We start from the raw sequence: 23,675 nt of genomic DNA on the forward strand, positions 1-23,675 counted from the left end.
GTCCCGCGCCCGTACCGCTCGGCGATCATGGGACCCATGACTTCTCCGCCGCAACGCTGGGCGCGGGCCGAGCGCCTCGATGCCACCAGGACGCTCGACGCTCTCCGAGCCCGGACCGGTGTCCGTCTGACGTTCGACGGCCCGTGTCCGGGCGGGCAGGTCGGCACCGCCTATGTGCGCTGGCCGGACCAGCGCCGTTCCGTGCTCAAGTGGCGACCGCACAGCCGCGTGGCGGACCTGGAGGCAGGGCCGCTCACCGTCGGCCGCGTGCTGCGACAGGCAGGCTGTCCGGCCCCGGCCACCGAACTGGTGGCCCAGGTCGGCCACGCGGTCGTCATGGTCCAGGAGCTCCTGCCCGGCACGAAGATCGACCACCTCGACCACGATGTCCTGGTCCAGGCCCTCGAACTCAACCGGTTGCAGGCGGGCCGGCTCGCCGATCACCCCGAGGTCCCCGCCACGGAGCTGTTCCTGCGTCAGGACGGTCCCGGCTACTGCCTGCACGAGCCCCTGCGCCGGCACAACCGCCGCAGCGCCGCGCTGGAACGCCGGGTCGCCACGATCGGAGCGGATCACCCCGACCGGCTGGCCGGCGACGATGCCGTGCACATGGACTTCCACCCCGGGAACCTCCTGGCGACCGGAGGCGCGATCACCGGCGTCGTCGACTGGGACGGAGCCGCCCGCGGTGACCACCGGTTCGACCTGGTCACCCTGCGCTTCGGCATCCACGGCGGGGGAGCGGACCCGGGGGTGACGCGACACCTCGACGCCGTCCTCGACACGGTCCCCGAGGACGTCCTGCGGCCCGCATGGGCCCACATGGGCCTCCGCATGGTCGACTGGGCCATCAGACACTTCGCCCCGTCCGACGTGGAGCACTGGCTCGACCTCGCCGAACAGCGCGTGGGCTGACGGGCGGCGAGGAAGCACCGCCCGGTGCTTCCTCAGCCTCCGAGGCGTTCGGCCCGGTGCGCTGCCCAACGCTCCATCATCGAGCCGAGTTCCTTCTCCAGGAACCGGAAGAACTGCAGGGTGTCGTCGATCCGGCGTCCCTGCGGGGTGTCGAGGCCGAACTGCTCCACGCCCTCCCGCATCGTGGCCTGCCAGTTCTTCAGGAAGGTGTCCCGCTCCAGCAGCGCGTCGTACCACTGGTTGCCCTGCACGCGATAGCGCTCACGCCGGGACCCCGGCTCCCGCTCGCGGCTGACCATGTTGACCTGGGCGAGATAGCGGACGGCTCCCGACACGGCCGCCGGGCTGATCTTCAGCTGCTCGCTCAGCTCGGCGGAGGTGAGCGCTCCCTCCTCAGAGGAGAGCAGGGCCGCGAAGACTCTGGCCGGCATGCGCGCCATGCCCGCCTGGCACAGCTGGGCGGCGAAGCGCTCCACGAACCGGGAGACGGCCGCCTCGTCGTCGCTGCCGTCCACGCGGCTCTCTTTCCGCCGCTCGTCCATGCTCCGACCTCGGTCCCTGTGGTTCTGGCACACGTGTGCGCCTGTGCTTCCGGCCAGTCTATCGAGCGATTCATACAGTTTCTTAACTTCACACACTTCTGAAAGAAGCGTACTTTCGGAATATGAAGAAGGCCATCACCGTCGCCGGACTGCACAAGTCGTTCGGCCGTACGCACGCCCTCGCGGGCCTCGACCTCGCCGTCGAAGCAGGTGAGGTCCACGGCTTCCTCGGGCCCAACGGGGCCGGCAAATCCACGACGATCCGCATCCTGCTGGGGCTGCTGCGCGCCGACTCCGGCGGCGCCCAACTCCTCGGCAAGGACCCGTGGAAGGACGCGGTCGAGCTGCACCGGCGGCTCGCCTACGTCCCCGGGGACGTGGAGCTGTGGCCGGGCCTCACCGGAGGCGAGGCCATCGACCTGCTGGCGAAGCTGCGCGGCGGCCTCGACCGGCGCCGACGCGACGAACTCATCGAACGGTTCGACCTCGATCCGGTCAAGAAGGGCCGCGCCTACTCCAAGGGCAACCGGCAGAAGGTCGCCATCGTCGCCGCGCTCGCCTCCGACGCCGAACTGCTCCTCCTCGACGAGCCCACGGCGGGCCTCGACCCCCTGATGGAGGTCGTCTTCCAGGACGTCATCCTGCAGGCGAAAGCGGCGGGGAAGACCGTGCTGCTCTCCAGCCACATCCTGGCCCAGGTCGAAAAGCTCTGCGACCGCGTCAGCATCGTCCGCCGGGGCCGCACCGTGCAGTCGGGCACGCTCGGCGAGATGCGCCACCTCACGCGCACGACCGTCGAGGCCGAGACCGAGCGCCCGGCCACCGGGCTCGACGCCATGCCCGGGGTGCACGGACTGAGGGTGACGGACCGGAGGGTGAACTTCGCCGTGGACGGAGCACACCTCGACGCCGCGATCCGCAGGCTCGGCGAGTTCGGCATCCGGAGCCTGACCAGCCATCCGCCGACGCTCGAAGAGCTGATGCTGCGCCACTACGGCGACGAGCTCGCGTCAGGCGGCCGTACGGGGAAGAACGATCCCGCGTCCTCCGGCGCGGCCGACACCCTCGACGCGGCGGCTCCCTCCACCGGCGGAAAGGGCGGCGTTGCCCGATGACCGGCACCGTAGCGCCGCTCGACGTCTCCGGAACGTCCGCGACCACCAGGACCGCTTCCGTCGCCTTCACCGGCACCGGGACCCTGGTCCGGTTCGGACTGCGCCGGGACCGCGTCCGTATGTCCGTATGGCTGCTCGCCCTCACCCTGGGCACGCTGGCCACGGCGGCCGAGTACAAGGCGCTGTACGCCACGCCCGAGGAGCGTGCCGCCGCCGTCGGCTCCATGGACAGCCCGGCAGCACTCGCCATGACCGGCCCCCGTCACTATCTCTCCGACTACACCGCCGGGGCGATGCTCGGTCACCAACTGCTCGGCTTCATGGCCGTCCTGGTGGGCCTGATGAGCGTCCTGATCGTCACCCGCCACACCCGTGACGAGGAGGAGACCGGCCGCGCCGAACTGGTCCGCTCCACCGTCGTCGGACACCACGCGCAACTCGCCTCCGCTCTGCTGCTCGCCGCCGTGGCCAACCTCGCGCTCGCCCTGCTGCTGGCCCTGGGTCTCACCGCGATGGGCATCGACGGAATCGGCCCCGGCGGGGCGCTCCTGTACGGCTTCACGCATGCCGCGATCGGGCTGGTCTTCGCCGGGACCGCCGCGGTCACCGCACAGATCACGGCGCACACCCGGGGCGCCTCGGGCATGGCACTCGCGGCGATCGGCGTCGCCTACGTGCTGCGGGCCTCCGGCGACGTGGGCAACGACGCCCTGTCCTGGCTGAGCCCGATCGGCTGGATCCAGCGCACCTATGTCTTCGTCGACGACCGGTGGTGGCCGTTGGCGCTCTGCCTGGGACTCGCCGCGCTGACCGCGGCGTACGGCTTCGTGCTGAGCACCCGACGCGACGTCGGCGCGGGCCTGCGCGCCGCGCGGCTCGGCCGGCGTACGGCGTCCGACGCGCTCACCCGGCCCTTCGGCTTCGCCCTGCGGCTGCACCGGGGGACCCTGCTGGGCTTCGGCGCCGGACTGTGCCTGATGGGCGTCATGTACGGCTCGATCCTCGGCGAGGCCGCCGACATGGTGAAGGACGTCGAGCAGGTCCAGGAGGCGCTGGCGAGGATCGGCGGCAGCACCGTGGCCGAGTCGTTCGCGACCATGGTGATGGTGGTCGTCGCGGTCGTCGCCGCCGTGTACGTGGTGATGGCCGCGCTGCGACCGCGCGCCGAGGAGAGCGCCGGCCGCGCCGAACCGCTCCTGGCCACCGGCCTCTCCCGGAACCGCTGGCTCGGGAGCCACGTCGCCGTGGCCCTGGCGGGCGGCACGGCACTGCTGGTCCTCGCCGGGCTGGGCTTCGGCCTCGCCGGCGCGGCGTCGGCAGGGGACGGGGGCCTGGTCCTCGACCTGGTCGGAGCGGCCGTCGCGTACGCCCCCGCCCTGTGGGTGACCGTCGGTGTGGCCGTCCTGCTCTTCGGCTGGTTCCCGCGTGCGGGAGCGTTGGCCTGGATCGTGCCCGTGTACGCGTTCCTCGTCGGGTACCTGGGGCCGATCCTCCAACTCCCGGACTGGATGAAGAACCTGTCGCCCTTCGGCCATGTGCCCCAACTCCCGGCCGCCGGGATGGACTGGCCCCCGCTGCTCGCCCTGACCGCCGTCGCCGCCGGACTGATCCTGCTGGGGCTGATGGGCTTCCGCCGCCGGGACCTGGAGACCAAGTGACGCACCGAGGAAACATGCTGACGACTCCTCACCAGCCGGTCCACAGGAGGTGGTTGATCAGCAGAGCCGGAATCGCCGACGCGGCCAGCCACCACCGCACACCCCGGCGGGGGAGCAGCGCCGTCGCGGGCAGCAGCCACAGCAGGAACGGCTGCCAGATGCGCTCGGTCTCCGCCTTGCTCATGCCGGAGAGGTCCGCGGCGAGCAGCGCCGCCAGCGCCGCCAGGACGAGGAGCGCCAGCCTCCCTTCCGGGGAGGCTGCCGGGGGGCCACCCCGCAGCGCCCGTACGGCGCCGGGCGCGGCCACCGCGCTCCGGCGCAGCCCGGCGACGGCGGCGAGCCCGGCCGCGAGGGTCGCGCAGGCCAGGTTGGCCCAGACCCAGTAGCCGTACGGGCGGACACCCCCCGCGCCCTGGTAGTAGCGCTCGACCAACAGGTGGTAGGCGGTCCACCAGTTGAACCCGGCGAGGGTGAAGGCCACCGGGACCACGAGGGCGCCGAGCAGGAACAACGGCACCGGGCGGGCGGTCCGGGCGAGCACCGCCACGGCCAGCAGGACGGCCGCCATCAGCCCCAGCCCGTAACTGAGGTAGCAGGTCCACCCGAACAGCAGACCCCCGCCGACCGCGGCCACGGCAGGGAAGCGGACCCGGCGGGTGGCGGCCAGCGCGAGCAGCGCCACCGACCAGGCCGCGACGGCAGCGAAGTACCCGTCGGCGGAGACGCCCGCCCAGACGGCGGCCGGGGCGAGGACGAGGAAGGGCGCGGCGCGCCGGGCCAGGCGCTCGCCGGCCAGCACACGCACGGTGATCAGGGCGGCCAGCACCCCCGAACTGCCCACGACGACGCAGAAGACGGCAGCCCAGGCGCCGCTACCGAGACCGATGCGGTCCAGCCACACGAAGGTCAGCGTCGCGCCCGGCGGGTGCCCGGCGATATGCGCGGGCCAGTTGCCGGGCTCGCCGATCACGATGTGGTTCGTGAAGTCGCGCAGGGTGGCGGGAATGTCCTCGAAGCGGTCGATGACCCGCAGGTACTCGTGCTTCGTGGTGAGCCGCTTCGCGACGCCCCGGTGCCAGCCGTCGATCAGCGCCATCGAGAAGACCCAGGCCGTCGACCCGGCCCAGGCCGCCGCCAGCAGCCCGCGCCAGGGCAGCCGGGCGGCGAGCGCCGGGCCGTGAGCGACCACCAGGACCGCCATGATCAGGGCGGCCGGAGTGCCGGGACCCAGGTGCGGGTCCCAGGAGGCCAGCAGCGGTGGCCACTGGGCACGCAGACTCCCGTCCCGGTTCTGGATGACATGGCCGACGACCACCGCGGCCGTGACCAGCAGCACGCCCGCGGCGGCGGCGACCAGGTCGGCCCGCCCCGCGCGCCGGGCGCGGTCGTGGTTGCGGTCCGGCGGCGCGGGCGGGCCGTTCCCCGTGCCGCCGACGGTGTCCGTGGGGGTGGCGTTCTCGGTCTTCACGCTGGCACGCTATGCACACCGGGCGGCGATCGGGCGGTACGGCAGGGCCGCGTCACCGAACCGTCAGATCTCTCCGGCCGGGACGCAGGTCGCCCCTTTCCGGCCGCGACATCGGCCACCGCCCGGCCGCGACGTCAGAGTTTCGTCAGGAGTCGCATCCGCCCGTCGGCGCTGTTCCCCGCTTAGCGTCGGCCCCATGCCCGAACGTCGTCGCATCCGCTCCCTCCCCGACTCCCTCCGCGCCCTGCGCACGCCTGCCGACCCGGCGTTCTGGCGCAGCCCCGTGCGCGGAGCGCGTTTCACCGCCGTGCTCGGCGTCATCCTGCTCGTCGGCCTCACGCTGCTGTTCGTCACCGGTCTGCTCTCGTACGCCGCCTACAACCCCGACCTGAACCGGGTCAACGACAAGACCCCGGGCAAGGGGTGGCTCGGCTTCTACCTGTTCTCCTGGCCGACCGGCCCGCACTGGCTCTACCGGCTGACCCAGGGCCTGCACGTCACCGTCGGCATCGTGCTCGTGCCCGTCCTGCTCGCCAAGCTCTGGTCGGTGGTCCCCCGGCTCTTCGCGCTGCCGCCCGCCCGTTCCGCGGGCCACGCGCTGGAGCGGATCTCGCTGCTGCTGCTCGTGGGCGGGGCACTGTTCCAGTTCGTCACCGGGCTGCTCAACATCCAGCTGGACTACCTCTTCCCCGGGTCCTTCTACACCCTGCACTTCTACGGGGCCTGGGTCTTCCTCGCCGGATTCATCACCCATACGGCCCTCAAGCTGCCCCAGGCCGTACGGGTGTTGCGCAACGGCATCCCGCGCGGCGAACCGGACACCCTCGCCGCCCCCGACCCGCTGCCCGCCACCCTGTCCCGGCGCGGCGCGCTGGCCCTCGTGGGGGCCGGGTCGCTCCTTCTGCTGGTCACCTCGGCCGGTCGCAGCTTCGACGGGCCGCTGCGCCGCATCGCCCTTCTCACCCCGCGCGGCGGCACCGACCCGGGGCCGGGACCGAACGCCTTCCAGATCAACAAGACCGCCGCCGCCGTACGGATCACGCCCGCCGACACCGGTGAGCGCTGGCGGCTGACGGTACGGGGGCCGGCCGGGGAGTTCCGCTTCTCCCGGGCCGAGCTGCTGGCCATGGAACAGCACAGCGCCGCGCTCCCGATCGCCTGCGTGGAGGGCTGGTCGACCTCGGACCAGCGGTGGTGCGGGGTGCGGCTCTCCGATCTGGCGGCGCTCGCCGGATACCCGCACCGGCCGCCGGGCGTGTTCGTCGATTCTCTCCAGCGCAGCGGCTCGTTCCGCAAGGCCGCGCTGCGCGACAACCAGGTCCGCGACGGCCGCTCGCTGCTCGCGCTGGAGGTGAACGGCGCGCCGCTGTCGCCCGACCACGGCTACCCGGCCCGGATCATCGTCCCCGCCGCGCCCGGGGTGCTGAACACCAAGTGGGTCGAGACCCTGACGTTCGGAGAGCTGTGATGTCCACCCGAGCCGTGCCGCCCACGCCCGCCGCACCCCGCCGCCGGCGCTTCTCGCCGCGCCGCGCTTACGGCGAGGGCCCGCTCCATCTGCTCCTGCTCGCCGCCACGTTCTGCCTGGCCGGCTACGCGGGCGTACGGCTGCTGGACGGGGACACCGTCGGCGTGCTGCTCTGGTTCGCGGGGTCGGCCGTCCTGCACGACCTGGTGCTGCTGCCGGTGTACGCGGGGGCCGACCGGGCGCTGCGCGCCGTGCTCGGCCCCCGGCAGGCCCTGGTGAACTTCGTCCGGGTGCCGGCGTTCCTCTCCGGGCTGCTCCTGCTGATCTGGTACCCGCTGATCGCCCGGCGGACCGAGCGGCGGTACGAGGCCGCCGCCGGCACCTCCCCGGACGTCTACTTCGGCAACTGGCTGCTGATCACCGGCGCACTGTTCGCGCTCTCCGCGCTCTGGCTGCTGGTCCGGGCACTCCGCTCCCGTACGGGCCGGCGCAGCGAGACGAAGGTCCGTCCCTCCGCGCCCCACTGACCGGCCGTACGCCAGCCACCCGCGCGGGCGTGCCGCAGCAGGGCCGGCGTCCCGATCCGCGCCCAGGGGAACGGCTCGGCGTCACACGTGGAGGCGGGGGCGGTCCTCCCGTCCGTTCCGTCCCGGCCGTCGTCGAGACGGACCCGGACCCGTTCGTCCACATCGACGGGGGCGGTCTCGGCGATCAGCAGCCCGTCGGCGCCGAGCAGATCGGCCGCCCGGTCCAGCAGGGCGGCCGGGTCGCCCCCGATGCCGATGTTGCCGTCGAGGAGCAGGAGGGTGCCCCAACGGCCCTCCCCGGGCAGCGGGTCGAACACGCTGCGGAGCAGAGCGGCGCCGCCGAGCCCGCGCGTACGGGCCACCGCCGCCTCGCTGACGTCGATGCCGAGCGCCCGGTGTCCGAGCGAGGCCAGCTCCGCCACCAGCCGCCCCGGCCCGCAGCCGATGTCCAGCACCGGCCCCTCGCACCGGTGCAGCGCGGACAGGTCGGCGGACCCCGCGTCGGAGCACCAGCGCTCCACGTCCAGCGGCAGCAGCCAGCCGTCGCTGCGGCGCAGGAACAGCGGACCACGGCCGGTGCGCAGGGCGTTGGCGTACGGGTCGGCGCCCCAGGACGCGGTGCGGACCGGCGCCGCGCCGGCGGCGTCCGGGCCGTCGACGACCGCTTCGTGGGCGTCCGGGGCCTCGACGCGGTCGGCCGGGGCCGGTGCGGCGAGCCCGGACGAGGGCACGGTCGTGCTCATCGCACCCCCGCCCCGGTCAGCCGGCCGAACGCCGAGGCGAACCGGCCGCCCGGCGCCGCCGACGCGACCCGGCGGGCGTCGGCGGCGGTGTCCACGTCGACCAGGACCGGCAGATCGCGTACGGCGAGCCCCGCCTCCACCAGCCTGTGCCGCTGCACCGCACCCGTTTCCGGTACGGACATCGGCACCCCGCGGAGCAGCGCCGGATCGGGATCCGCCAGGCCCAGGGCCCAGAAACCGCCGTCCTCGGCCGGACCGAACCAGGCCCCGACGCCGTCCCAGGAGCCCGGAGCGAGAGCGGGCGCGAGCAGCGCGGCCGTGATCTGCGGGGTGTCCATGCCGACCAGGAGGGCCGGGCCCGTACACCCGCCGAAGGCCGCGGCGAGACGATCGTCGAGACCGCCCGCGCTCTGCGGCACCACCTCGAAGCCCGGGGGCACCCAGGGGCCCGGCCGCCCGTCGAGGACCAGGACGCGCCGCCGGGCGGGAAGGGCGAGCACGGTTTCCAGCGTGTCCGCGAGGGCCGCGGCGGCGAGTTCGGCGGCCTCGGCGGGGGAGAAGGGCGGGCAGAGCCGGGTCTTGACCCGCCCCGCCACCGGCTCCTTCGCGATGACCAACAGCTCCGTGGGTCCGTACGCGCCCGCCCGACGGCTCCCGTCCCCGTCTCCGTACGCGCCCGTGCGACGGCTTTCGCCCCCGTCTCCGTACATGCTCATCGGGCGGCTCCCGTCCTCGTCTCCGTACGCGCTCATCGGATCGCTCCGGACTCCGCGCGTGCGACCCGGCCGGACGCGCTGTCCGCCGGTGGCTCCCGCAGCACGCCCCGCATGTCGCGCACCGCCTGCCAGGTCCCGCGCCAGGTGCCGGTCACCTTCGACTTCCCGGTGCGCGGCCGGTAGGGGACGTCGCTCTCGGCGACCCGCAGCCCGGCGTCCGAGGCCCGGACCACCATCTGGAGCGGATAGCCGCTGCGCCGGTCGGTGAGGTCCAGGGCGAGCAGATCGCTCCGGCGGGCCGCCCGCAGCGGGCCGAGGTCGTGCAGGCGCAGACCGGTGCGGCGGCGCAGCATCCGGGCCAGCGCCAGATTGCCGGCGCGAGCGTGCGGCGGCCAGGCGCCCCGGCCCTCGGGGCGGCGGCGGCCGAGCAGCAGATCGCACTCGCCGTCCGCGATCCGCCCCACGAAGCCGGTCAGCAGCGCGGGGTCCAGCGAGCCGTCGCAGTCGCAGAAGCAGACGAACTCGGCCTCGGCGGCGAGCAGGCCGGCGTGGCAGGCCGCGCCGAACCCGCGCCGTTCCTCCGTCACGACGTGCGCGCCGAGGGAACGGGCGAGCTCGGCCGAACCGTCGGTCGAGCCGTTGTCGACCACGATCGCGCGCCAGCCGTCGGGAATGCGATCGAGCACCCAGGGCAGCGCGGCCGCCTCGTCGAGGCAGGGCAGGACGATGTCGGCCCCGGGGAGGCCGGTGTGGGGGGCGGGCGGAAACGGAAGCGCGGCAGAAGAATCGGTCACCCGCATCACCCTACGGAGACAACTCCGGCATTTAGGTCATCAGGTTCTTACGAAACACGGACATCAGCCTGATCGGGGCGGTCGGCCCACGGCGTCCCGGGTTGCCGGTGCCACAGTGGAGACCATGGAGAACACCCCGCCCGCCCGGCATCCGGCGCCCGCCCAGGGGGCGCGCGGCCGGGTCCTCGTCGTGGACGACGACCCGACCGTCGCCGAGGTCGTCGTCGGCTATCTGCACCGCGCCGGTTACACCGTCGAGCAGGCCGGCGACGGTCCCGCCGCGCTGACACGGTTCGCGGCGCACCGGTCCGACCTCGTCGTCCTGGACCTGATGCTCCCCGCCATGGACGGGTTCGAGGTCTGCCGCCGGATGCGGGAGCACGGGCCGGTCCCCGTCATCATGCTCACCGCCCGCGGCGACGAGGAGGACCGCGTCCTCGGGCTGGAGACCGGCGCCGACGACTACGTCACCAAGCCGTTCAGCCCGCGCGAACTGGTCCTGCGCGTCGACTCCGTGCTGCGCCGCGCCCGGGCCGCCGCACCGGCGGACGGGGCCGGCCCGCTGTCCGGGGGCGGGCTGAGCCTCGACCCGGCGGCCCGGCAGGCCTACCGGGACGGTCGCGGACTGGCCCTGACACTGCGTGAGTTCGACCTGCTCGCCCACCTCCTCCGGAACCCCGGCAAGGCGTTCGGCCGGGAGGAGCTGATGCGGGAGGTCTGGGGATGGGACTTCGGCGACCTCTCGACGGTCACCGTCCACATCCGCAGACTGCGCGGCAAGGTCGAGGCGGATCCGGCCCGCCCCCGGCTGATCCGCACGGTGTGGGGCGTGGGGTACCGCCTGGACCTGGACGAGGAGGGCCCGGGCACACCGGCGGACGCCGACGGGGCCGGGGACCGCCCCGTCGTGCCGCCGACCGGGGGCCGCCCGCGGTGAACGACGTCCTGCTCATCGCACTCTTCGCCTTTCTGGGAGCGGCGGCCGCCGGGCTCCTCGGCGCGGGCGTCCTGCGCCTCCTGCGGCACCGGTCCCTGGTGGTCTCGCTGAGCGTCGTCGCCGGGGTCGCCGTCGCGGCGATGCTCGCCGGGACGCTGACGGTCGCCTGGGCGATGTTCCTCTCGTCCCACGATCTCTACGTCGTCACGACCGTCGTCGCCATGGCCGCCCTGGTCTCCCTGGCCACCGCCGTCCTGCTGGGCCGCTGGGTGGCCGCCCACAGCCGTGAACTGACGCTGGCCACACGGTCGTTCGGCGACGGCGGTACCTTCGCCGCGCCTGCCGGACAGCCCACCGCCGAGCTGGCCGAACTCGCCCGCGAACTGGCCGCCACCAGTGCCAAGCTGGACAGTTCGCGGGAGCGGGAACGCGCTCTGGAGGCCTCCCGGCGCGAACTCGTCGCGTGGATCTCGCACGATCTGCGCACCCCGCTCGCCGGGCTGCGGGCGATGGCCGAGGCGCTGGAGGACGGCATGGCCGCCGACTCCGGGCGCTATCTGCGGCAGATAAGGACCGAGGTCGAACGGATGAACGGCATGGTCGGCGACCTCTTCGAACTCTCCCGGATCCAGGCCGGTTCGCTCACCCTGACGCCGGCCCGGATCTCCCTCTACGACCTGGTCGGCGACGCGCTGGCCGGGGTCGATCCGCTGGCCCGTGAGCACGGGGTGCGGCTGATCGGCGACCGGATCGACGAGGTGCCGGTGGAGGTCGACGGCAGGGAGATGAGCCGGGTCCTGGGCAATCTCCTGATCAACGCCATCCGCCGCACCCCGCCCGACGGCACCGTGGCCGTCGCCGCGCACCGCTCCGACGGCGGCGTCGTGCTGTCGGTGACCGACGGCTGCGGCGGCATCCCGGAGGAGGACCTGCCCCGGGTCTTCGACACCGGCTGGCGCGGCAGCCACGCCCGCACCCCGCCGGCCGGGGCGGGCCTCGGGCTCGCCATCGTGCGCGGCATCGTCGAGGCGCACGCCGGGCGTGCCGAGGTGCGCAACGTACAGGGCGGCTGCTGCTTCTCGGTCACGCTCCCGGCAGCGTGACGGCGATCCCCTCCCGGCGGCCCCCCGGACCGCGCAGCGGGGCCGCCGCGAAGTCCTCCATCCCGCCGGCGAACGAGACCCGGGGCCGCCAGCCCAACTCCTCGCGCAGCGCCCGCGAGTCCGCCGTGACATGGCGGACGTCCCCGAGACGGTACTCCCCGGTCACCACCGGGTCCGGCCCGCCGTACGCGCCGGCCAGCGCGGCGGCCATCTCCCCGATGGTGTGCGGCTCGCCGCTGCCGGTGTTGTACGCGGCGAAGGACGCGGGCCGCCGCTGCCGCACCGCTTCCAGGGCCACCGTGTTCGCCGCCGCCACATCGTGGACATGGACGAAGTCGCGCCGCTGGCCCCCGTCCTCGTAGACCCGGGGGGCCTCGCCGCGCGCCAGGGCCGAGCGGAAGAACGAGGCGACACCGGCGTACGGGGTGTCGCGCGGCATCCCCGGCCCGTACACGTTGTGGTAGCGCAGCGACACCGCCCGGCCACCCGTCGCCCGCGCCCACGCGGCGGCCAGGTGTTCCTGGGCCAGCTTGGTCGACGCGTACACGTTGCGCGGGTCCACGGGCGCGTCCTCGGCCACCAGACCGGGCGTCAGTTCCGCTCCGCAGTCCGGGCAGCGCGGCTCGAAGTCCCCCGCCCGCAGATCGGCCTCCGCGCGCGGCCCGGGGCGGACCGTGCCGTGCCGGGGGCATGCGTAGCGACCCTCGCCGTAGACCACCATCGACCCGGCCAGCACCAGGTCCCGGACCCCGGCCGCGGCCATCTCCGCCAGCAGCACCGCCGTACCGAGGTCGTTGCACCCCACGTACAGCGGAGCGTCCGCGAACTCCTTGCCGAGGCCGACCATGGCCGCCTGGTGGCACACGGCGTCCACCCCGGCCAGCGCGTCCGCCACCGCCTCCCGGTCCCGGACGTCCCCGACGACCACCCGGTCGCCCGGCAGTTCCGGCGGTGTGCCGCCGGGATGGGCCGAGGGCAGCAGGGCGTCCAGCACCACGCTCTCGTGCCCGGCCGCGGCGAGAGCGGCGACGACATGTGACCCGATGAACCCGGCTCCGCCGGTGACCAGTACGCGCATGACCGCCACGCTAGGGCCCGGTGAACCGTCGGGCCGGGCGCGGCGCGCACACGTCACGGGTCCGTAAGGACACGTCCGGGGGCCGTCAGCGCACCCGCTGGCCGGGGGCCGCTTCGAGACGGACGAAGGGGATGCGGCGGCCTGCCCGCCGGTAGGAGTCCGCGCTGCCGTCGACGTCGAAGCCCATGAAGGCGCACAGCCGACGGGCGGTGCGCGGGTGGGCGGGGGCGTAGCGGGCCATGATCTCGCCGCCCTCGTCGGCGCCCGGGAAGTGGGCGGTGACGGCGTAGTGGCGGTTGCCGACCTGAATCGTGGTCTTCGGCGTGGCGCGCAGATTGCGGTACCAGGCGGCCTCGGGGCCGAAACCGGAGGCCAGGATCCAGGTTCCCTCCGCGCGGTCGTGCGCGACGACCTCCAAGGCCACCCGCCGGTCCAGGCCGCTGTTCCGGCCGGTGTGGTGCAGGAGCAGCAGGCGCCGGCCGAAGACCGGGCCGAGGCCCACGCCGTAGAAGGCTATGGGCAGGCGGGCGAGGCGTCGCCGCCAGCCGCGCGGCAGGGGCGGGCGGCTGCGCCGGGCGTGTTGTTGTGACGTCATCACAACGCCTCCTCTGGACGCGAACGGGAGCCGACGGCACGGTGCGGCCCGAGCTCGACTCTTAGTTTGTGCAATCTTTGCATAGTCTAAATCTTGGCCGCGAAGGCCGAGGGGGCGGGGCGCGCCGTGCCCGGAGCAGGGTAGAAAGGTGCCATGGCCAGGAAGGCGGCTCCTGCGGAGCGCATGGACGATGTGGACGCGGTGACCGGGGCGGTGCTGACGGCTTCCCGGTTGCTGGTCGCGGTGTCGGCGCGTTCGCTGGCGCAGGTCGAGGACCGGGTGACGCTGCCGCAGTTCCGGATGCTGGTGGTGCTCTCCTCGCGGGGGGCCACCAAGCTCGTGGCGCTGGCGGAGCTGCTGGGGGTGGCGCCTTCGACGGCGATGCGCATGGTCGACCGGCTGATCGCGGCGGGGCTCGCGGACCGGCAGACCAACCCGGACAACCGCCGGGAGACGCTGCTCCGGCTCACGGAGGAGGGGCGTCGCACGGTCGAGAACGTCACCGCGCGCCGGCGTCAGGAGATCGCGTCGATCGTCGAGCGGCTGGCTCCGCACCAGCGGACGGCGCTCATCGAAGCGCTCACCGACTTCAACCAGGCGGGTGGTGAGCCGCCGGCCCCGCCGCCGGAGGAAGGCGCCGGACCGCATCCCCTGGGCTGGGGTGACGCGACCACGGCGGGCTGACCGGCCGGCCGCGGCGCTCCGTCGGCACCGGGCCCGGGCGGGCGGGAAGGCGCGGCCCGGTCACCGGCCGCCGGCCGTCAGGATCTCCACACCGAGTGCCGTGAGCTGTCCGAGGACCGGGTCGTGGGCGTCGGCGTCGGTGATCAGCCCGCCGACCTTCTCCCAGGGCAGGACCCGGAACCGGGAGGCTGTGCCGATCTTCTCGGCGGAGGCCAGGACATAGGTCTCCGCGGCTCGCGCGGACAGGGCGCGCTTCATCGCCGCCTCCTCGGCATCCGCCGTGGTCAGCCCGGCGTCGGGGTGCACGCCGGTGACGCCGAGCAGACAGAGGTCGGCGGAGACGTTCTGGGCCGCTTCGACGGCGGCGGCGCCGCAGGCGACCGCCGAGTGCTTGAAGATCCGGCCGCCGAGCAGGAACAGCTCCGCCCGCTGGTGGTCGAGCAGCGCCGCGACGATCGTCGGGCTGTGGGTGATCACGGTGCAGGCGAGGTCCTGCGGGAGCGCGCGGGCGACGGCGAGGGCGGTGGTGCCGCCGTCGAGGATCACCGAACCGCCCGGCCGCACCAGGCCGGCGGCCACCGCCGCGACCTTCCGCTTGCCGTCCGGGGCGACGGTCCGCCGTGCCGCGTAGTCGACCACCGCGGGCGAAGCGGGCAGGGCGCCGCCGTAGACCCGCTGGCACAGGCCCTCGGAGGCGAGGTCGCGCAGATCGCGCCGCACGCTGTCCTCGGAGATTCCCAGTCCGGCGGCGACGTCCTTGGCGACGATCTTGCCCTCGCGGGCGAGCAGGCCGAGCAGGTGGTCGCGGCGTTCAGCAGCCAGCATGCGCACTCTCTCCTGTTCTTGCACGTTTCTGCCTGTAGTGTAGCCGCCCATGACCGACCGAGATTCCCCGCCGTACGCCGCGGAGGGCCGTGCGACCGGCCGACCCGGCATCGACACCCCCGACCACCGGGGCCGCACGGGCCTCGACCGGGCCGGACGCGGCCTGGACCGCAATCGCGACATCGTGATCCGCGACGTCGAACTCACCTCCCAGGGCTGGCATGTCCTGCGGCGCACCACCTTCGACCGCCGCCGCCGCGACGGCCGTTGGGAGACGCAGCAGCGCGAGACGTACGACCGGGGCGACGGCGCCGTCGTCCTGCCCTACGACACCGCGCGCGGTGTCGTCCTGCTCACGCGGCAGTTCCGCTACCCCGCCTATGTGAACGACCACCCCGACGGCATGCTCGTCGAGGCGGCCGCGGGGCTGCTCGACGCGGACGACCCGACCGCCGCCGTCCGGCGCGAGAGCGCCGAAGAGCTCGGCGTCACCCTCGGCCCGCTCACCCGGGTCCTCGCGGCCTATATGAGCCCCGGTTCCGTCACCGAACGTCTTCACTTCTTCGCCGCTCCCTACACCCCGGCCGACCGGACCGGGCCCGGTGGCGGCCTGGAGGAGGACGGCGAGGACATCGAAGTCCTGGAAGTGCCCTTCTCCGAGGCCCTCGCCATGACCCGCGACGGGCGCATCGCCGACGGCAAGACCATCCTGCTGCTGCAATGGGCGGCTCTGGACGGGCCGTTCGCTCCGGGGGCGGGCGCCGCCTGACGAGCCGGTCGCACCTCTGTCCTCGGCGCCTGCCGTCCCGGACACTCGCACCACGGATGGCACGCCATATGGTTGCCCCTTAAACAACTCATGTCGTGAGAAGAGGAGCGGTCCCATGAGCGATCGACCGGTGGGCGACATGGCGGCCGAGCGACCGGACGCGTGGGCCGAGGACGTGGTGGCCGGGCTGGAGGCCGGGAGGGCCGCGGAGCGTGCCCTGGCGGAGGCCCTGCGTCCGGCCATGTCCCTGAAGGAGGAGAAGGCGCAACGACGGGCCGAGGCGGTCCGGGCGGCGGCCATGGGGCTCGGCCCCGAAGGCTGTGCTTCCGCCGCGGGCGTCTCGACGCGCCTGCTCGCGTCCTGGCGCGCCGAGGACCCGGTCTTCGACGCCGCCCTGTCGGCGGCCAGGTCCCTGGCGTATGTGCATGACGTGGTACCGGACGTCGCCACCAACCCGGCGGTGCTCAGGGTGGCGCTGGACGCCATCCTGAGCGGTGTGCCGTTCGTCTCGGCGGGCGCCCTGGTGGGGGCGAAGCGGGACGCCTTCTACCGCCTGCGGCGAGGCAACCCCCGACTCGGCGCGCTGTTCGGAGCGGCGCAGAACGCGCGCCGCCGGACCATGCCGCCGGCCCGGAAGAAGAAGGCGGAGCTCAAGGGGTATCGGCTGGTCCGCATCGATGCCCCGAAGGCGTCGCGCGCCGACCCGGTCCGCTGAGCGGGAGCCGGGCGGCGGTCCGCTTCCCCGGGGCCCGTCGCCGGACTGTCGTCTGCCGGGCGGGCGACGGCGGCGGTCCGACGGCAGTCCCCGGGATCAGGGGCGACCGGTGAGATAGCCGCCCATCGAGGTGAAGTACTCGGTCGCGGGCAGCTCGCGGCCGTCCTCGGTCCGTACGCGCGTGATCGCGAGACCGTGGTTGCGGCCGGTGCGGGCGTCGGCCCCGGCGACGATCACCACGCCCTCGCCCTCCCGGTAGAACACCCGGCCGGGCGTGCCGCCGTAGCGGTTCTGGGACACGACGGCGGAGAGGACCTCCAGCCGCTTGCCCCGGTGGAAGGTGAAGGCGCTGGGATAAGGGGCGGACTGGGCGCGGATCAGGCGTTCGAGATCCTCGGCGGGCCAGTTCCAGTCGATGCGGATGTCCTCGGTGGCCCGCTTGTGGAAGAAGGTCGCCTTCGACCGGTCCTGCGGGGTGAACTCGGTCTGTCCGGAGGCGATGAGGCCGAGCGCGCCGATGGTGACCGGGGCGATGAGGTCGACGGTCCGGTGGAAGAGGTCGGTGGCGGTGTCCGTCGGGCCGACGGCGATCGCCTCCTGGCGGACGATGTCGCCGGCGTCGAGTTCGTCGTCCATCAGGTGTGCGGTGACGCCCACTTCGCTCTCACCGTTGATCAGCGCCCAGATCAGCGGCGAGAAGCCCGCGTACTTCGGCAGCAGCGAGTCGTGGACGTTCAGCGTGCCGTGGCGGGGGAGTCCGAAGATGCGCGGCGGTATCCAGGTCCTCCAGTTGTTGGCCACGATGATGTCCGCGTCCGCCTCCTTGAGGCGCTCGAACAGCTCCTCGTCGTCCGGCCGTTCGCGGATCAGGACGGGGACCCCGTGCTCCTGGGCGAGATCGGCTACGGAATCGCTCCAGATCTTCTCGTACGCGTGCTCGCTCCTGGGGTGCGTCACGACCAGGACCACGGTGTGCTCGGAGTCGAGGAGGGCCTGCAGGGTGCGGTGCCCCCAGGTCTGGTAACCGAACATGACGACCCGCATGGGTTCCTCCTCGGGGCAGGGATGGGCCGGGCAAGTAAAGCAAGCCTCACCTGGGTAGGCAACACTGCCTGCCCTTCACCGCGAGTGACGGGTCGTCAGTGGAACACCGCCCCCATTCACCCTATCGACAAGGCGGGTTGGTCAGCTTAGGCTCACCTAAGTTCAGGTGGCAGTTCCGTCGGCCTGCCCACCTTTCGTCATCAACCCCCACGCCTGACAGGCGGCTTTCCCAGACGAATGGGAGTGACATGTCACAGGTTCTTCCTGGCGACACACCACTGGTCCACGACCTCATCGGCATCGGCTTCGGCCCGTCGAATGTGGCCATGGCGATCGCGCTCAGCGAGCACAACAGCAAAGTCGGCAGGCAGGATTCGGTCACCGCCCACTTCTTCGAGCAGCAGCCGAGCTTCGGCTGGCACCGCGGCATGCTCATCGACGACGCCACCATGCAGGTGTCCTTCCTCAAGGATCTGGTGACGCTCCGGAACCCGGCCAGCGAATTCAGCTTCCTCTGCTACCTGCAGAGCAAGGGCCGACTGATCGACTTCATCAACCACAAGAACCTCTTCCCCCTGCGGGTGGAGTTCCACGACTACTTCGAGTGGGCCGCGGCCAAGGTCGACGACCTCGTCTCCTACGGCCACGAAGTCGTCGCCGTCACACCGTTCGTGCACGACGGGACGGTGGAACACCTCGACGTGACCGTCCGGTCCGCAGAGGGGCTGGCTGTCCACCGGGCCCGCAACCTCGTCATCGGAACCGGCCTGCGCCCCCTCATGCCGGAGGGCGTGGAACGCGGCGAACGCGTCTGGCACAACTCCGACCTGCTGCGGAAGGTCGACGGCCTGGAGAACTCCTCGCCCTCGCGGTTCGTCGTCGTCGGCGCCGGCCAGAGCGCCGCCGAGAACGTCGCCTACCTGCACCGCCGTTTCCCGGACGCCGAGGTCTGCGCGGTCTTCTCCCGTTACGGCTACAGCCCCGCCGACGACAGCAGCTTCGCCAACCGGATCTTCGACCCGGACGCGGTCGACGACTACTTCGCCGCCCCCGAGGAGGTCAAGAGCCGTCTGATGGCCTACCACGGCAACACCAACTACTCCGTGGTGGACATCGACCTGATCGACGACCTCTACCGCCAGATGTACCGGGAGAAGGTCCTGGGCATCGAACGGCTGCGCTTCCTCAACGTGTCCCGGGTCACCGGAGTGGAGGAGAGTTCCGACAGGGTCCGGGCGACCGTGAAATCCCTGGTGACCGACGAGGAGTCGGAACTGGACGCCGACGTCGTGGTGTTCGCCACCGGATACAGCCCCGCCGACCCGCTCGGCCTCCTCGGTGAGGTCGGCGGGCGCTGCCTGCGTGACGACGCCGGTCGCGTACGGGTCGAGCGCGACTACCGGATCGCGACGGACCCCGGCCTGCGCTGCGGCATCTACCTCCAGGGCGGTACGGAGCACACGCACGGCATCACCACGTCGCTGCTCTCCAACACCGCGATACGGGTCGGCGAGATCCTGGACTCCCTGCTCGACCGCCGGGTCAAGTCCACCTCCGACGAGTCCCGGCCGGTGGCGGAGGGTACCGGCGGCTCCCCGCGCTAGCGCGTCGAGCGCCGTCGACGCACCGGGAGTTCGGCGTTCGGCCCGCCCGGCGACCTGCCGGGCGGGCCCCGCGGGACCGATCCGATCAAAGGGATATCGTTCCTCGACATGTTCACGACTGAGGTGGAGCGCCCCGTGCCCGGGGGGACGAACGGGACCCGCCGACGGCGGGCCGTGGGGCTGGGCGTCCTCACGACGGCCCTGGTGATCGCGGCGGCGGTGTCGTTGGCCGTCGGGGCGCGCGCGTTGAGCCCCGCCGAGGTCTGGCACGGCCTGTTCGCGGACCCCGAGCCCGACCAGAAGCTCACCGAGATCCGGCTCATCGTGCAGACCGTGCGCGTGCCCCGCACGGTCCTCGCGATCGTGGCGGGCCTGGCCCTGGGCGTGGGCGGCGCACTGATCCAGGGGTACACGCGCAACCCGATCGCCGACACGGGGCTGCTGGGCGTCAACGCCGGAGCCTCCTTCGCCGTGGTGTCGGTCATCGCCCTGTTCGGGTTCACCAACCCGTTCCAGTACGTCTGGTTCGCCTTCGTCGGCGCGGGAATCGCCGGGGTCGTCGTCTTCGGCCTGGCGAGCATCGGCAGGGGGGCGGGCAACCCCCTGACCCTCGCTCTGGCCGGGCAGGGCGTCACGGTGTTCCTCGCGGCGATGACCACGGCGGTGGCCCTGTCCGACCAGAAGTCGTTGAACGCCCTGCGGTTCTGGAACGCGGGTTCCGTCGCCGGCGTCGGGTTCGACGTCATCTGGCCGGTGACGGCGTTCATCGCCGTCGGGCTGGTCCTGGCGCTGATCACGCTGCCCGCCCTCAACCTGCTCAACCTGGGCGACGACGTGGCGCGCGGCCTGGGAGTGAACATCGCGGTGAGCCGGAGCGTCGGCATCGTCGCCATCACGCTGCTGGCGGGGGCCGCCACGGCGGCCTGTGGTCCCATCGCCTTCCTCGGGCTGATGGTGGCCCACGTGGCCCGCTACCTGACCGGCCCCGACTACCGCTGGCTGGTGCCGTACGCGGGTCTGCTCGGTTCCGGCGTCCTGCTGGTCTGCGACATCGTGGGCCGCCTGGTCGTGCGTCCGGGGGAGTTGGAGTCGGGCGTCGTCGTCGCCCTTCTCGGAGCTCCGTTCTTCGCGGTCCTGGTGTGGCGGGGAAAGTTCAAGAGCGCATGAGGCGGGTTCACGAACACATGAGGGAAGTCCAGGAGCCCATGAGCGGGACCGAAGCGAAAGCGTCGATGCCGCCGGGCGTGCGGCTCGGCCAGGTGTCGTTCGTCTGGCGGCCCTGGCTCGTGCTGGTCACGCTGGTGCTCGCGGCGGCGGCCTTCCTGGTCTTCTGCCTCTCCATCGGCGTCGGGGACTTTCCCATCGGCCTCTCCCGGGTCGTCGCCACCCTCTTCGGCCGGGGCGAACAGGTCGACGAGTTCGTGGTCATGGACCTCCGGATGCCCCGGGCGCTGGCCGGTCTCATCGTGGGCATCGCCCTGGGCCTCTCCGGGGCCATCACCCAGTCCGTGGCGCGCAATCCGCTCGCCAGCCCGGACATCCTGGGGATCACCACCGGAGCCGGCGCCGTCGCGGTGTTCCTGGTGACGACGACGGGCGGCACCGCCGCAGCGGTCGCCGGTTCGGTCGGGCTGTCCTCGGCGGCCCTCCTGGGCGGCCTCGGCACGGGGCTGCTGGTGTACTTCCTCGCCTGGCGACGCGGGGTCGACGGCTTCCGCCTCATCCTCATCGGCATCTCGGTCACCGCGATGATGCAGGCCGTCACGACCTGGCTGCTGGCCTCCGCCGACATCCGGGACGTGGCGCGCGCCCAGGTGTGGCTGGTCGGCTCGCTGGACAACCGGACCTGGGACGAGGTCCGGGTGGCGTTCTGGTGCACGCTCGTCCTGCTGGTCGTCGTGGCCGCGGTGGCCTTCCCGTTCAAGCCCATGCACCTCGGTGACGACGTCGCCGCCGGGCTGGGCGTACGGTTCGCGCGGGTCCGGGCCGTCCTGCTGCTCTGTGCCGTCCTGCTGGCCGCGGTGGGGGTGAGCGCGGCGGGTCCGGTGCCGTTCGTCGCCCTGGTGGCGCCGCAGGTCGCGATGCGTCTGGTGCGTTGGCCGACCCCGCCGTTGATCGCCTCCGGCCTGGTGGGCGCGCTGCTGCTGATCGGCTCCGACCTGATCGCCCGCGCGGTGCTGCCGATCGGCCTGCCGGTCGGAGTGGTCACCGCGGTGATCGGCGGACCGTTCCTCGTCTACCTGTTGGTACGGGCGAACCTCCGGTAGATGGTAGAAGTAAGGCGAACCTCAACAAGGGGGGCTTGTGGCCGCTCAGTTCACCGCCCGGACCGAAGCGGGCGTCCAGGACGTCCCACGGCTGGCAGCCAGGGGCATCACCGTCGGGTACGGCGACCGGACGGTCATCGAGGAGCTCGACGTAGCCGTTCCACCCGGGGTGATCACGACGATCATCGGCCCCAACGGATGCGGGAAGTCGACCCTGTTGCGTACCCTGAGCCGACTGCTGAAGCCGGCCGGCGGTTCCGTCGTGCTGGACGGCGAGGACATCGGCAGGCTCCGGACCAGGGACGTCGCGAAGAAGCTCGGGCTGCTGCCGCAGGCGCCGGTGGCGCCGGAAGGGCTGACCGTCGCCGACCTCGTCGCCCGAGGCCGCCACCCGCACCAGAGCTGGCTGCGGCAGTGGTCGTCGGACGACGCGGACGTGGTGCGGCGCGCGCTGGCCATGACCGGAGTGGCCGACCTGGCCGACCGGCCCGTCGACTCGCTGTCCGGCGGCCAGCGCCAGCGCGTGTGGATATCGATGACCCTGGCCCAGGGCACCGACCTGCTGCTGCTGGACGAGCCGACCACCTACCTGGACCTGGCGCACGCGATCGACGTACTCGACCTGGTCGACGATCTGCACGAGTCGGGCCGCACTGTCGTCATGGTCCTGCACGACCTCAATCTGGCCACGCGCTACAGCGACAACCTCGTCGTCATGCGGGCGGGAGCCGTCCTGGCGCAGGGACACCCCCGGGACGTGATCACCGCCGAGCTGCTCCACGAGGCGTTCGGGCTGCGGGCCAAGGTGATCGACGATCCGGTGGGCGACCGGCCGCTCATCGTGCCGATCGGTCGCACGCACGTCCGGTCCTGACCGCGGAAAAGCCCTGTTCCGAGCGGCTGCTGACCACCTGACAGCTCCAACTCATCCCGACCGGAGGAAAGTTATCCGGTAAGGCTAGGCTGACCTCACTTGCTCGGGGTACAGTCTGGCTGCCCTCGTACCGGGGCGCAGTGGACAGCGCGAAAGCAAGGGATTCCGGATGTCTCTCCATCGAACGACGCTTGTGAAGCCGTGGCAGCGACTGGCCGCGGCCATGTCCGCCGCGACCCTCGGCGTCGGTCTCCTCGCGGGATGCGGTACCGATTCGGCGGACGAGAAGAAGAACGACGACGCCCCCGCCGCTGCCGGGGGCGCGTTCCCCGTCACGGTGGAGCACGCGTTCGGATCCACCGAGGTCAGCAAGGCGCCGAAGCGGGTCGTCACCGTCGGCTACACCGACGACCAGGCCGTCCTGGCGTTCGGCGTCAAGCCGGTCGGCATGGTCGACCAGTACCCGAACCCGGCCGGGCAGACGCCCGACATCAACACGCAGTGGCCCTGGGTGAAGGACCAGTGGGGCGACACCCGCCCCGAGGTCGTCATGAAGAACGGTGACGCGGGCCCCAACTTCGAGAAGATCGCCTCCCTGCGGCCGGACCTGATCATCGCGGTCTACTCCGAGGTCGACAAGGCGGCCTACGAGAAGCTCTCCAGGATCGCCCCGACCGTGGGCCGCACCAAGGGCGAGAAGGAGCTCTTCAGCGCCCCGTGGCAGGACAACGCGGTGCACATCGCCAAGGCGCTCGGCAAGGAGAAGGAGGGCGCCGAACTGGTCAAGGGCATCCAGACCAAGCTGGACGCGGCCAAGAAGGCGCACCCCGAGTTCGGCGGACAGAAGGCCGTCGCCCTGTCCTGGTACAAGGACTCGATCTCGGCGTTCACCTCCACCGACGTCCGGGGCCGGCTCGTCACGGGCACCGGATTCGACTACCAGACCGAGATCGACAAGATCGCCGACGGCGGCTTCTCCGCCGAGCTCTCGCCCGAGCGCATCGACCTCATCGACGTCGACCGGATCTTCGTCATCAACGACAAGGCCGACACGGACGCGCTCAAGAAGTTCGAGCTGTTCAACAACCTCCCGGCCGTCAAGAACGGCAAGGTCTCCTACCTGCTGGACAGCGAGGGCCCGGCGGTCGGCGCGGCGATGTCCCAGGGCACCCTGCTCTCCCTGCCGTACGCGATCGACGAGCTCGTCGCGTCGGTCAAGTAGCGATGACGATCC

At 72.5% G+C, this 23,675-nt stretch carries 23 protein-coding genes; 14 read left to right on the top strand and 9 right to left on the bottom strand.

Annotated features, from left to right (window positions below):
- Window positions 1–36 precede the first annotated feature (36 nt).
- Window positions 37–915 carry a phosphotransferase gene (locus tag IE272_RS36120; protein ID WP_229898003.1) on the top strand — a complete coding sequence of 293 codons (879 nt, stop codon included), beginning with the start codon at window positions 37–39 and terminating at the stop codon, window positions 913–915.
- Window positions 916–947: 32 nt separating this feature from the next.
- Here IE272_RS36120 and IE272_RS36125 read toward each other — a convergent pair whose 3' ends face one another.
- Window positions 948–1,457, bottom strand: coding sequence for a GbsR/MarR family transcriptional regulator (locus IE272_RS36125; protein WP_190009929.1), 510 nt, complete (start codon window positions 1,455–1,457; stop codon window positions 948–950).
- A 122-nt stretch (window positions 1,458–1,579) separates the two neighbouring features.
- Between IE272_RS36125 and IE272_RS36130 the strand changes: the two genes are divergently transcribed.
- Both IE272_RS36130 and IE272_RS36135 read left to right on the top strand, forming a co-directional pair.
- The gene (locus tag IE272_RS36130; protein WP_190009931.1) at window positions 1,580–2,572 is read left to right on the top strand and encodes an ABC transporter ATP-binding protein; all 993 of its coding nucleotides are present in this window, start codon (window positions 1,580–1,582) and stop codon (window positions 2,570–2,572) included.
- Window positions 2,569–4,230, top strand: a complete 1,662-nt coding sequence (locus IE272_RS36135; protein ID WP_190009932.1) for an ABC transporter permease — start codon at window positions 2,569–2,571, stop codon at window positions 4,228–4,230. The genes IE272_RS36130 and IE272_RS36135 overlap by 4 nt, the downstream gene beginning before the upstream one ends.
- Window positions 4,231–4,258: 28 nt before the next feature.
- Here IE272_RS36135 and IE272_RS36140 read toward each other — a convergent pair whose 3' ends face one another.
- Window positions 4,259–5,698, bottom strand: coding sequence for a hypothetical protein (locus tag IE272_RS36140; protein ID WP_190009934.1), 1,440 nt, complete (start codon window positions 5,696–5,698; stop codon window positions 4,259–4,261).
- 196 nt (window positions 5,699–5,894) lie between these two features.
- On the opposite strand from IE272_RS36140, the gene IE272_RS36145 reads away from it, so the two are divergent.
- A complete protein-coding gene (locus IE272_RS36145; RefSeq protein WP_190009936.1) occupies window positions 5,895–7,166 on the top strand; it encodes a molybdopterin-dependent oxidoreductase in 1,272 nt (423 codons plus the stop codon).
- Window positions 7,167–7,560: 394 nt separating this feature from the next.
- On the opposite strand, the gene IE272_RS36150 is transcribed toward IE272_RS36145, so the two are convergent.
- The 3 genes from IE272_RS36150 to IE272_RS36160 are packed head-to-tail and all read right to left on the bottom strand — an operon-like array spanning window position 7,561 to window position 9,952.
- Window positions 7,561–8,436: a class I SAM-dependent methyltransferase gene (locus IE272_RS36150; protein WP_190009938.1), complete on the bottom strand. Its 876-nt coding sequence runs from the start codon at window positions 8,434–8,436 to the stop codon at window positions 7,561–7,563.
- Window positions 8,433–9,152 (bottom strand): TIGR04282 family arsenosugar biosynthesis glycosyltransferase, encoded by a 720-nt coding sequence (locus IE272_RS36155; RefSeq protein ID WP_373304233.1) that lies wholly within the window; start codon window positions 9,150–9,152, stop codon window positions 8,433–8,435. The genes IE272_RS36150 and IE272_RS36155 overlap by 4 nt, the downstream gene beginning before the upstream one ends.
- Before the next feature lie 32 nt (window positions 9,153–9,184).
- The gene (locus IE272_RS36160) at window positions 9,185–9,952 is read right to left on the bottom strand and encodes a glycosyltransferase family 2 protein (protein WP_073960451.1); all 768 of its coding nucleotides are present in this window, start codon (window positions 9,950–9,952) and stop codon (window positions 9,185–9,187) included.
- 118 nt (window positions 9,953–10,070) lie between these two features.
- Between IE272_RS36160 and IE272_RS36165 the strand changes: the two genes are divergently transcribed.
- Both IE272_RS36165 and IE272_RS36170 read left to right on the top strand, forming a co-directional pair.
- On the top strand, window positions 10,071–10,883 hold the full coding sequence (locus tag IE272_RS36165; protein WP_229898007.1) for a response regulator transcription factor: 813 nt from the start codon (window positions 10,071–10,073) through the stop codon (window positions 10,881–10,883).
- Window positions 10,880–11,986 (top strand): sensor histidine kinase, encoded by a 1,107-nt coding sequence (locus tag IE272_RS36170; RefSeq protein WP_056707785.1) that lies wholly within the window; start codon window positions 10,880–10,882, stop codon window positions 11,984–11,986. Before IE272_RS36165 ends, IE272_RS36170 begins: the two co-directional genes overlap by 4 nt.
- Here the strand turns inward: IE272_RS36170 and IE272_RS36175 are convergent.
- Both IE272_RS36175 and IE272_RS36180 read right to left on the bottom strand, forming a co-directional pair.
- Window positions 11,967–13,064, bottom strand: a complete 1,098-nt coding sequence (locus tag IE272_RS36175; RefSeq protein ID WP_056708675.1) for an NAD-dependent epimerase/dehydratase family protein — start codon at window positions 13,062–13,064, stop codon at window positions 11,967–11,969. The genes IE272_RS36170 and IE272_RS36175 overlap by 20 nt on opposite strands.
- A gap of 85 nt (window positions 13,065–13,149) precedes the next feature.
- Window positions 13,150–13,659: a nitroreductase family deazaflavin-dependent oxidoreductase gene (locus tag IE272_RS36180; RefSeq protein WP_056707787.1), complete on the bottom strand. Its 510-nt coding sequence runs from the start codon at window positions 13,657–13,659 to the stop codon at window positions 13,150–13,152.
- A gap of 153 nt (window positions 13,660–13,812) precedes the next feature.
- On the opposite strand from IE272_RS36180, the gene IE272_RS36185 reads away from it, so the two are divergent.
- Complete coding sequence (locus IE272_RS36185; RefSeq protein ID WP_056707790.1) at window positions 13,813–14,343, top strand: MarR family winged helix-turn-helix transcriptional regulator; 531 nt, start codon at window positions 13,813–13,815, stop codon at window positions 14,341–14,343.
- Between the two features lie 60 nt (window positions 14,344–14,403).
- On the opposite strand, the gene IE272_RS36190 is transcribed toward IE272_RS36185, so the two are convergent.
- Window positions 14,404–15,168 (bottom strand): DeoR/GlpR family DNA-binding transcription regulator, encoded by a 765-nt coding sequence (locus IE272_RS36190; protein WP_050361482.1) that lies wholly within the window; start codon window positions 15,166–15,168, stop codon window positions 14,404–14,406.
- 49 nt (window positions 15,169–15,217) lie between these two features.
- Between IE272_RS36190 and IE272_RS36195 the strand changes: the two genes are divergently transcribed.
- Both IE272_RS36195 and IE272_RS36200 read left to right on the top strand, forming a co-directional pair.
- Entirely contained in the window at window positions 15,218–15,937 is a 720-nt protein-coding gene (locus IE272_RS36195; RefSeq protein WP_050361483.1) for an NUDIX domain-containing protein, read from the top strand.
- Window positions 15,938–16,052: 115 nt separating this feature from the next.
- The gene (locus IE272_RS36200; RefSeq protein ID WP_050361484.1) at window positions 16,053–16,652 is read left to right on the top strand and encodes a hypothetical protein; all 600 of its coding nucleotides are present in this window, start codon (window positions 16,053–16,055) and stop codon (window positions 16,650–16,652) included.
- A gap of 96 nt (window positions 16,653–16,748) precedes the next feature.
- Here the strand turns inward: IE272_RS36200 and IE272_RS36205 are convergent, their stop codons facing one another.
- Complete coding sequence (locus tag IE272_RS36205) at window positions 16,749–17,696, bottom strand: methionyl-tRNA formyltransferase (protein WP_050361485.1); 948 nt, start codon at window positions 17,694–17,696, stop codon at window positions 16,749–16,751.
- A gap of 248 nt (window positions 17,697–17,944) precedes the next feature.
- Between IE272_RS36205 and IE272_RS36210 the strand changes: the two genes are divergently transcribed.
- From IE272_RS36210 to IE272_RS36230, 5 genes are all read left to right on the top strand, one after another.
- Window positions 17,945–19,300, top strand: a complete 1,356-nt coding sequence (locus IE272_RS36210) for a lysine N(6)-hydroxylase/L-ornithine N(5)-oxygenase family protein (protein ID WP_057661045.1) — start codon at window positions 17,945–17,947, stop codon at window positions 19,298–19,300.
- A 108-nt stretch (window positions 19,301–19,408) separates the two neighbouring features.
- A complete protein-coding gene (locus tag IE272_RS36215; RefSeq protein ID WP_190009942.1) occupies window positions 19,409–20,467 on the top strand; it encodes a FecCD family ABC transporter permease in 1,059 nt (352 codons plus the stop codon).
- Window positions 20,468–20,505: 38 nt separating this feature from the next.
- Window positions 20,506–21,567, top strand: coding sequence for a FecCD family ABC transporter permease (locus IE272_RS36220; protein WP_050361488.1), 1,062 nt, complete (start codon window positions 20,506–20,508; stop codon window positions 21,565–21,567).
- Between the two features lie 37 nt (window positions 21,568–21,604).
- Entirely contained in the window at window positions 21,605–22,441 is an 837-nt protein-coding gene (locus IE272_RS36225) for an ABC transporter ATP-binding protein (RefSeq protein WP_007453381.1), read from the top strand.
- Between the two features lie 169 nt (window positions 22,442–22,610).
- A complete protein-coding gene (locus IE272_RS36230) occupies window positions 22,611–23,663 on the top strand; it encodes an iron-siderophore ABC transporter substrate-binding protein (protein ID WP_050361489.1) in 1,053 nt (350 codons plus the stop codon).
- Window positions 23,664–23,675: the final 12 nt, after the last annotated feature.

Source organism: Streptomyces anulatus (assembly GCF_014650675.1).
GTDB classification, from domain to species: Bacteria; Actinomycetota; Actinomycetes; order Streptomycetales; family Streptomycetaceae; genus Streptomyces; species Streptomyces anulatus.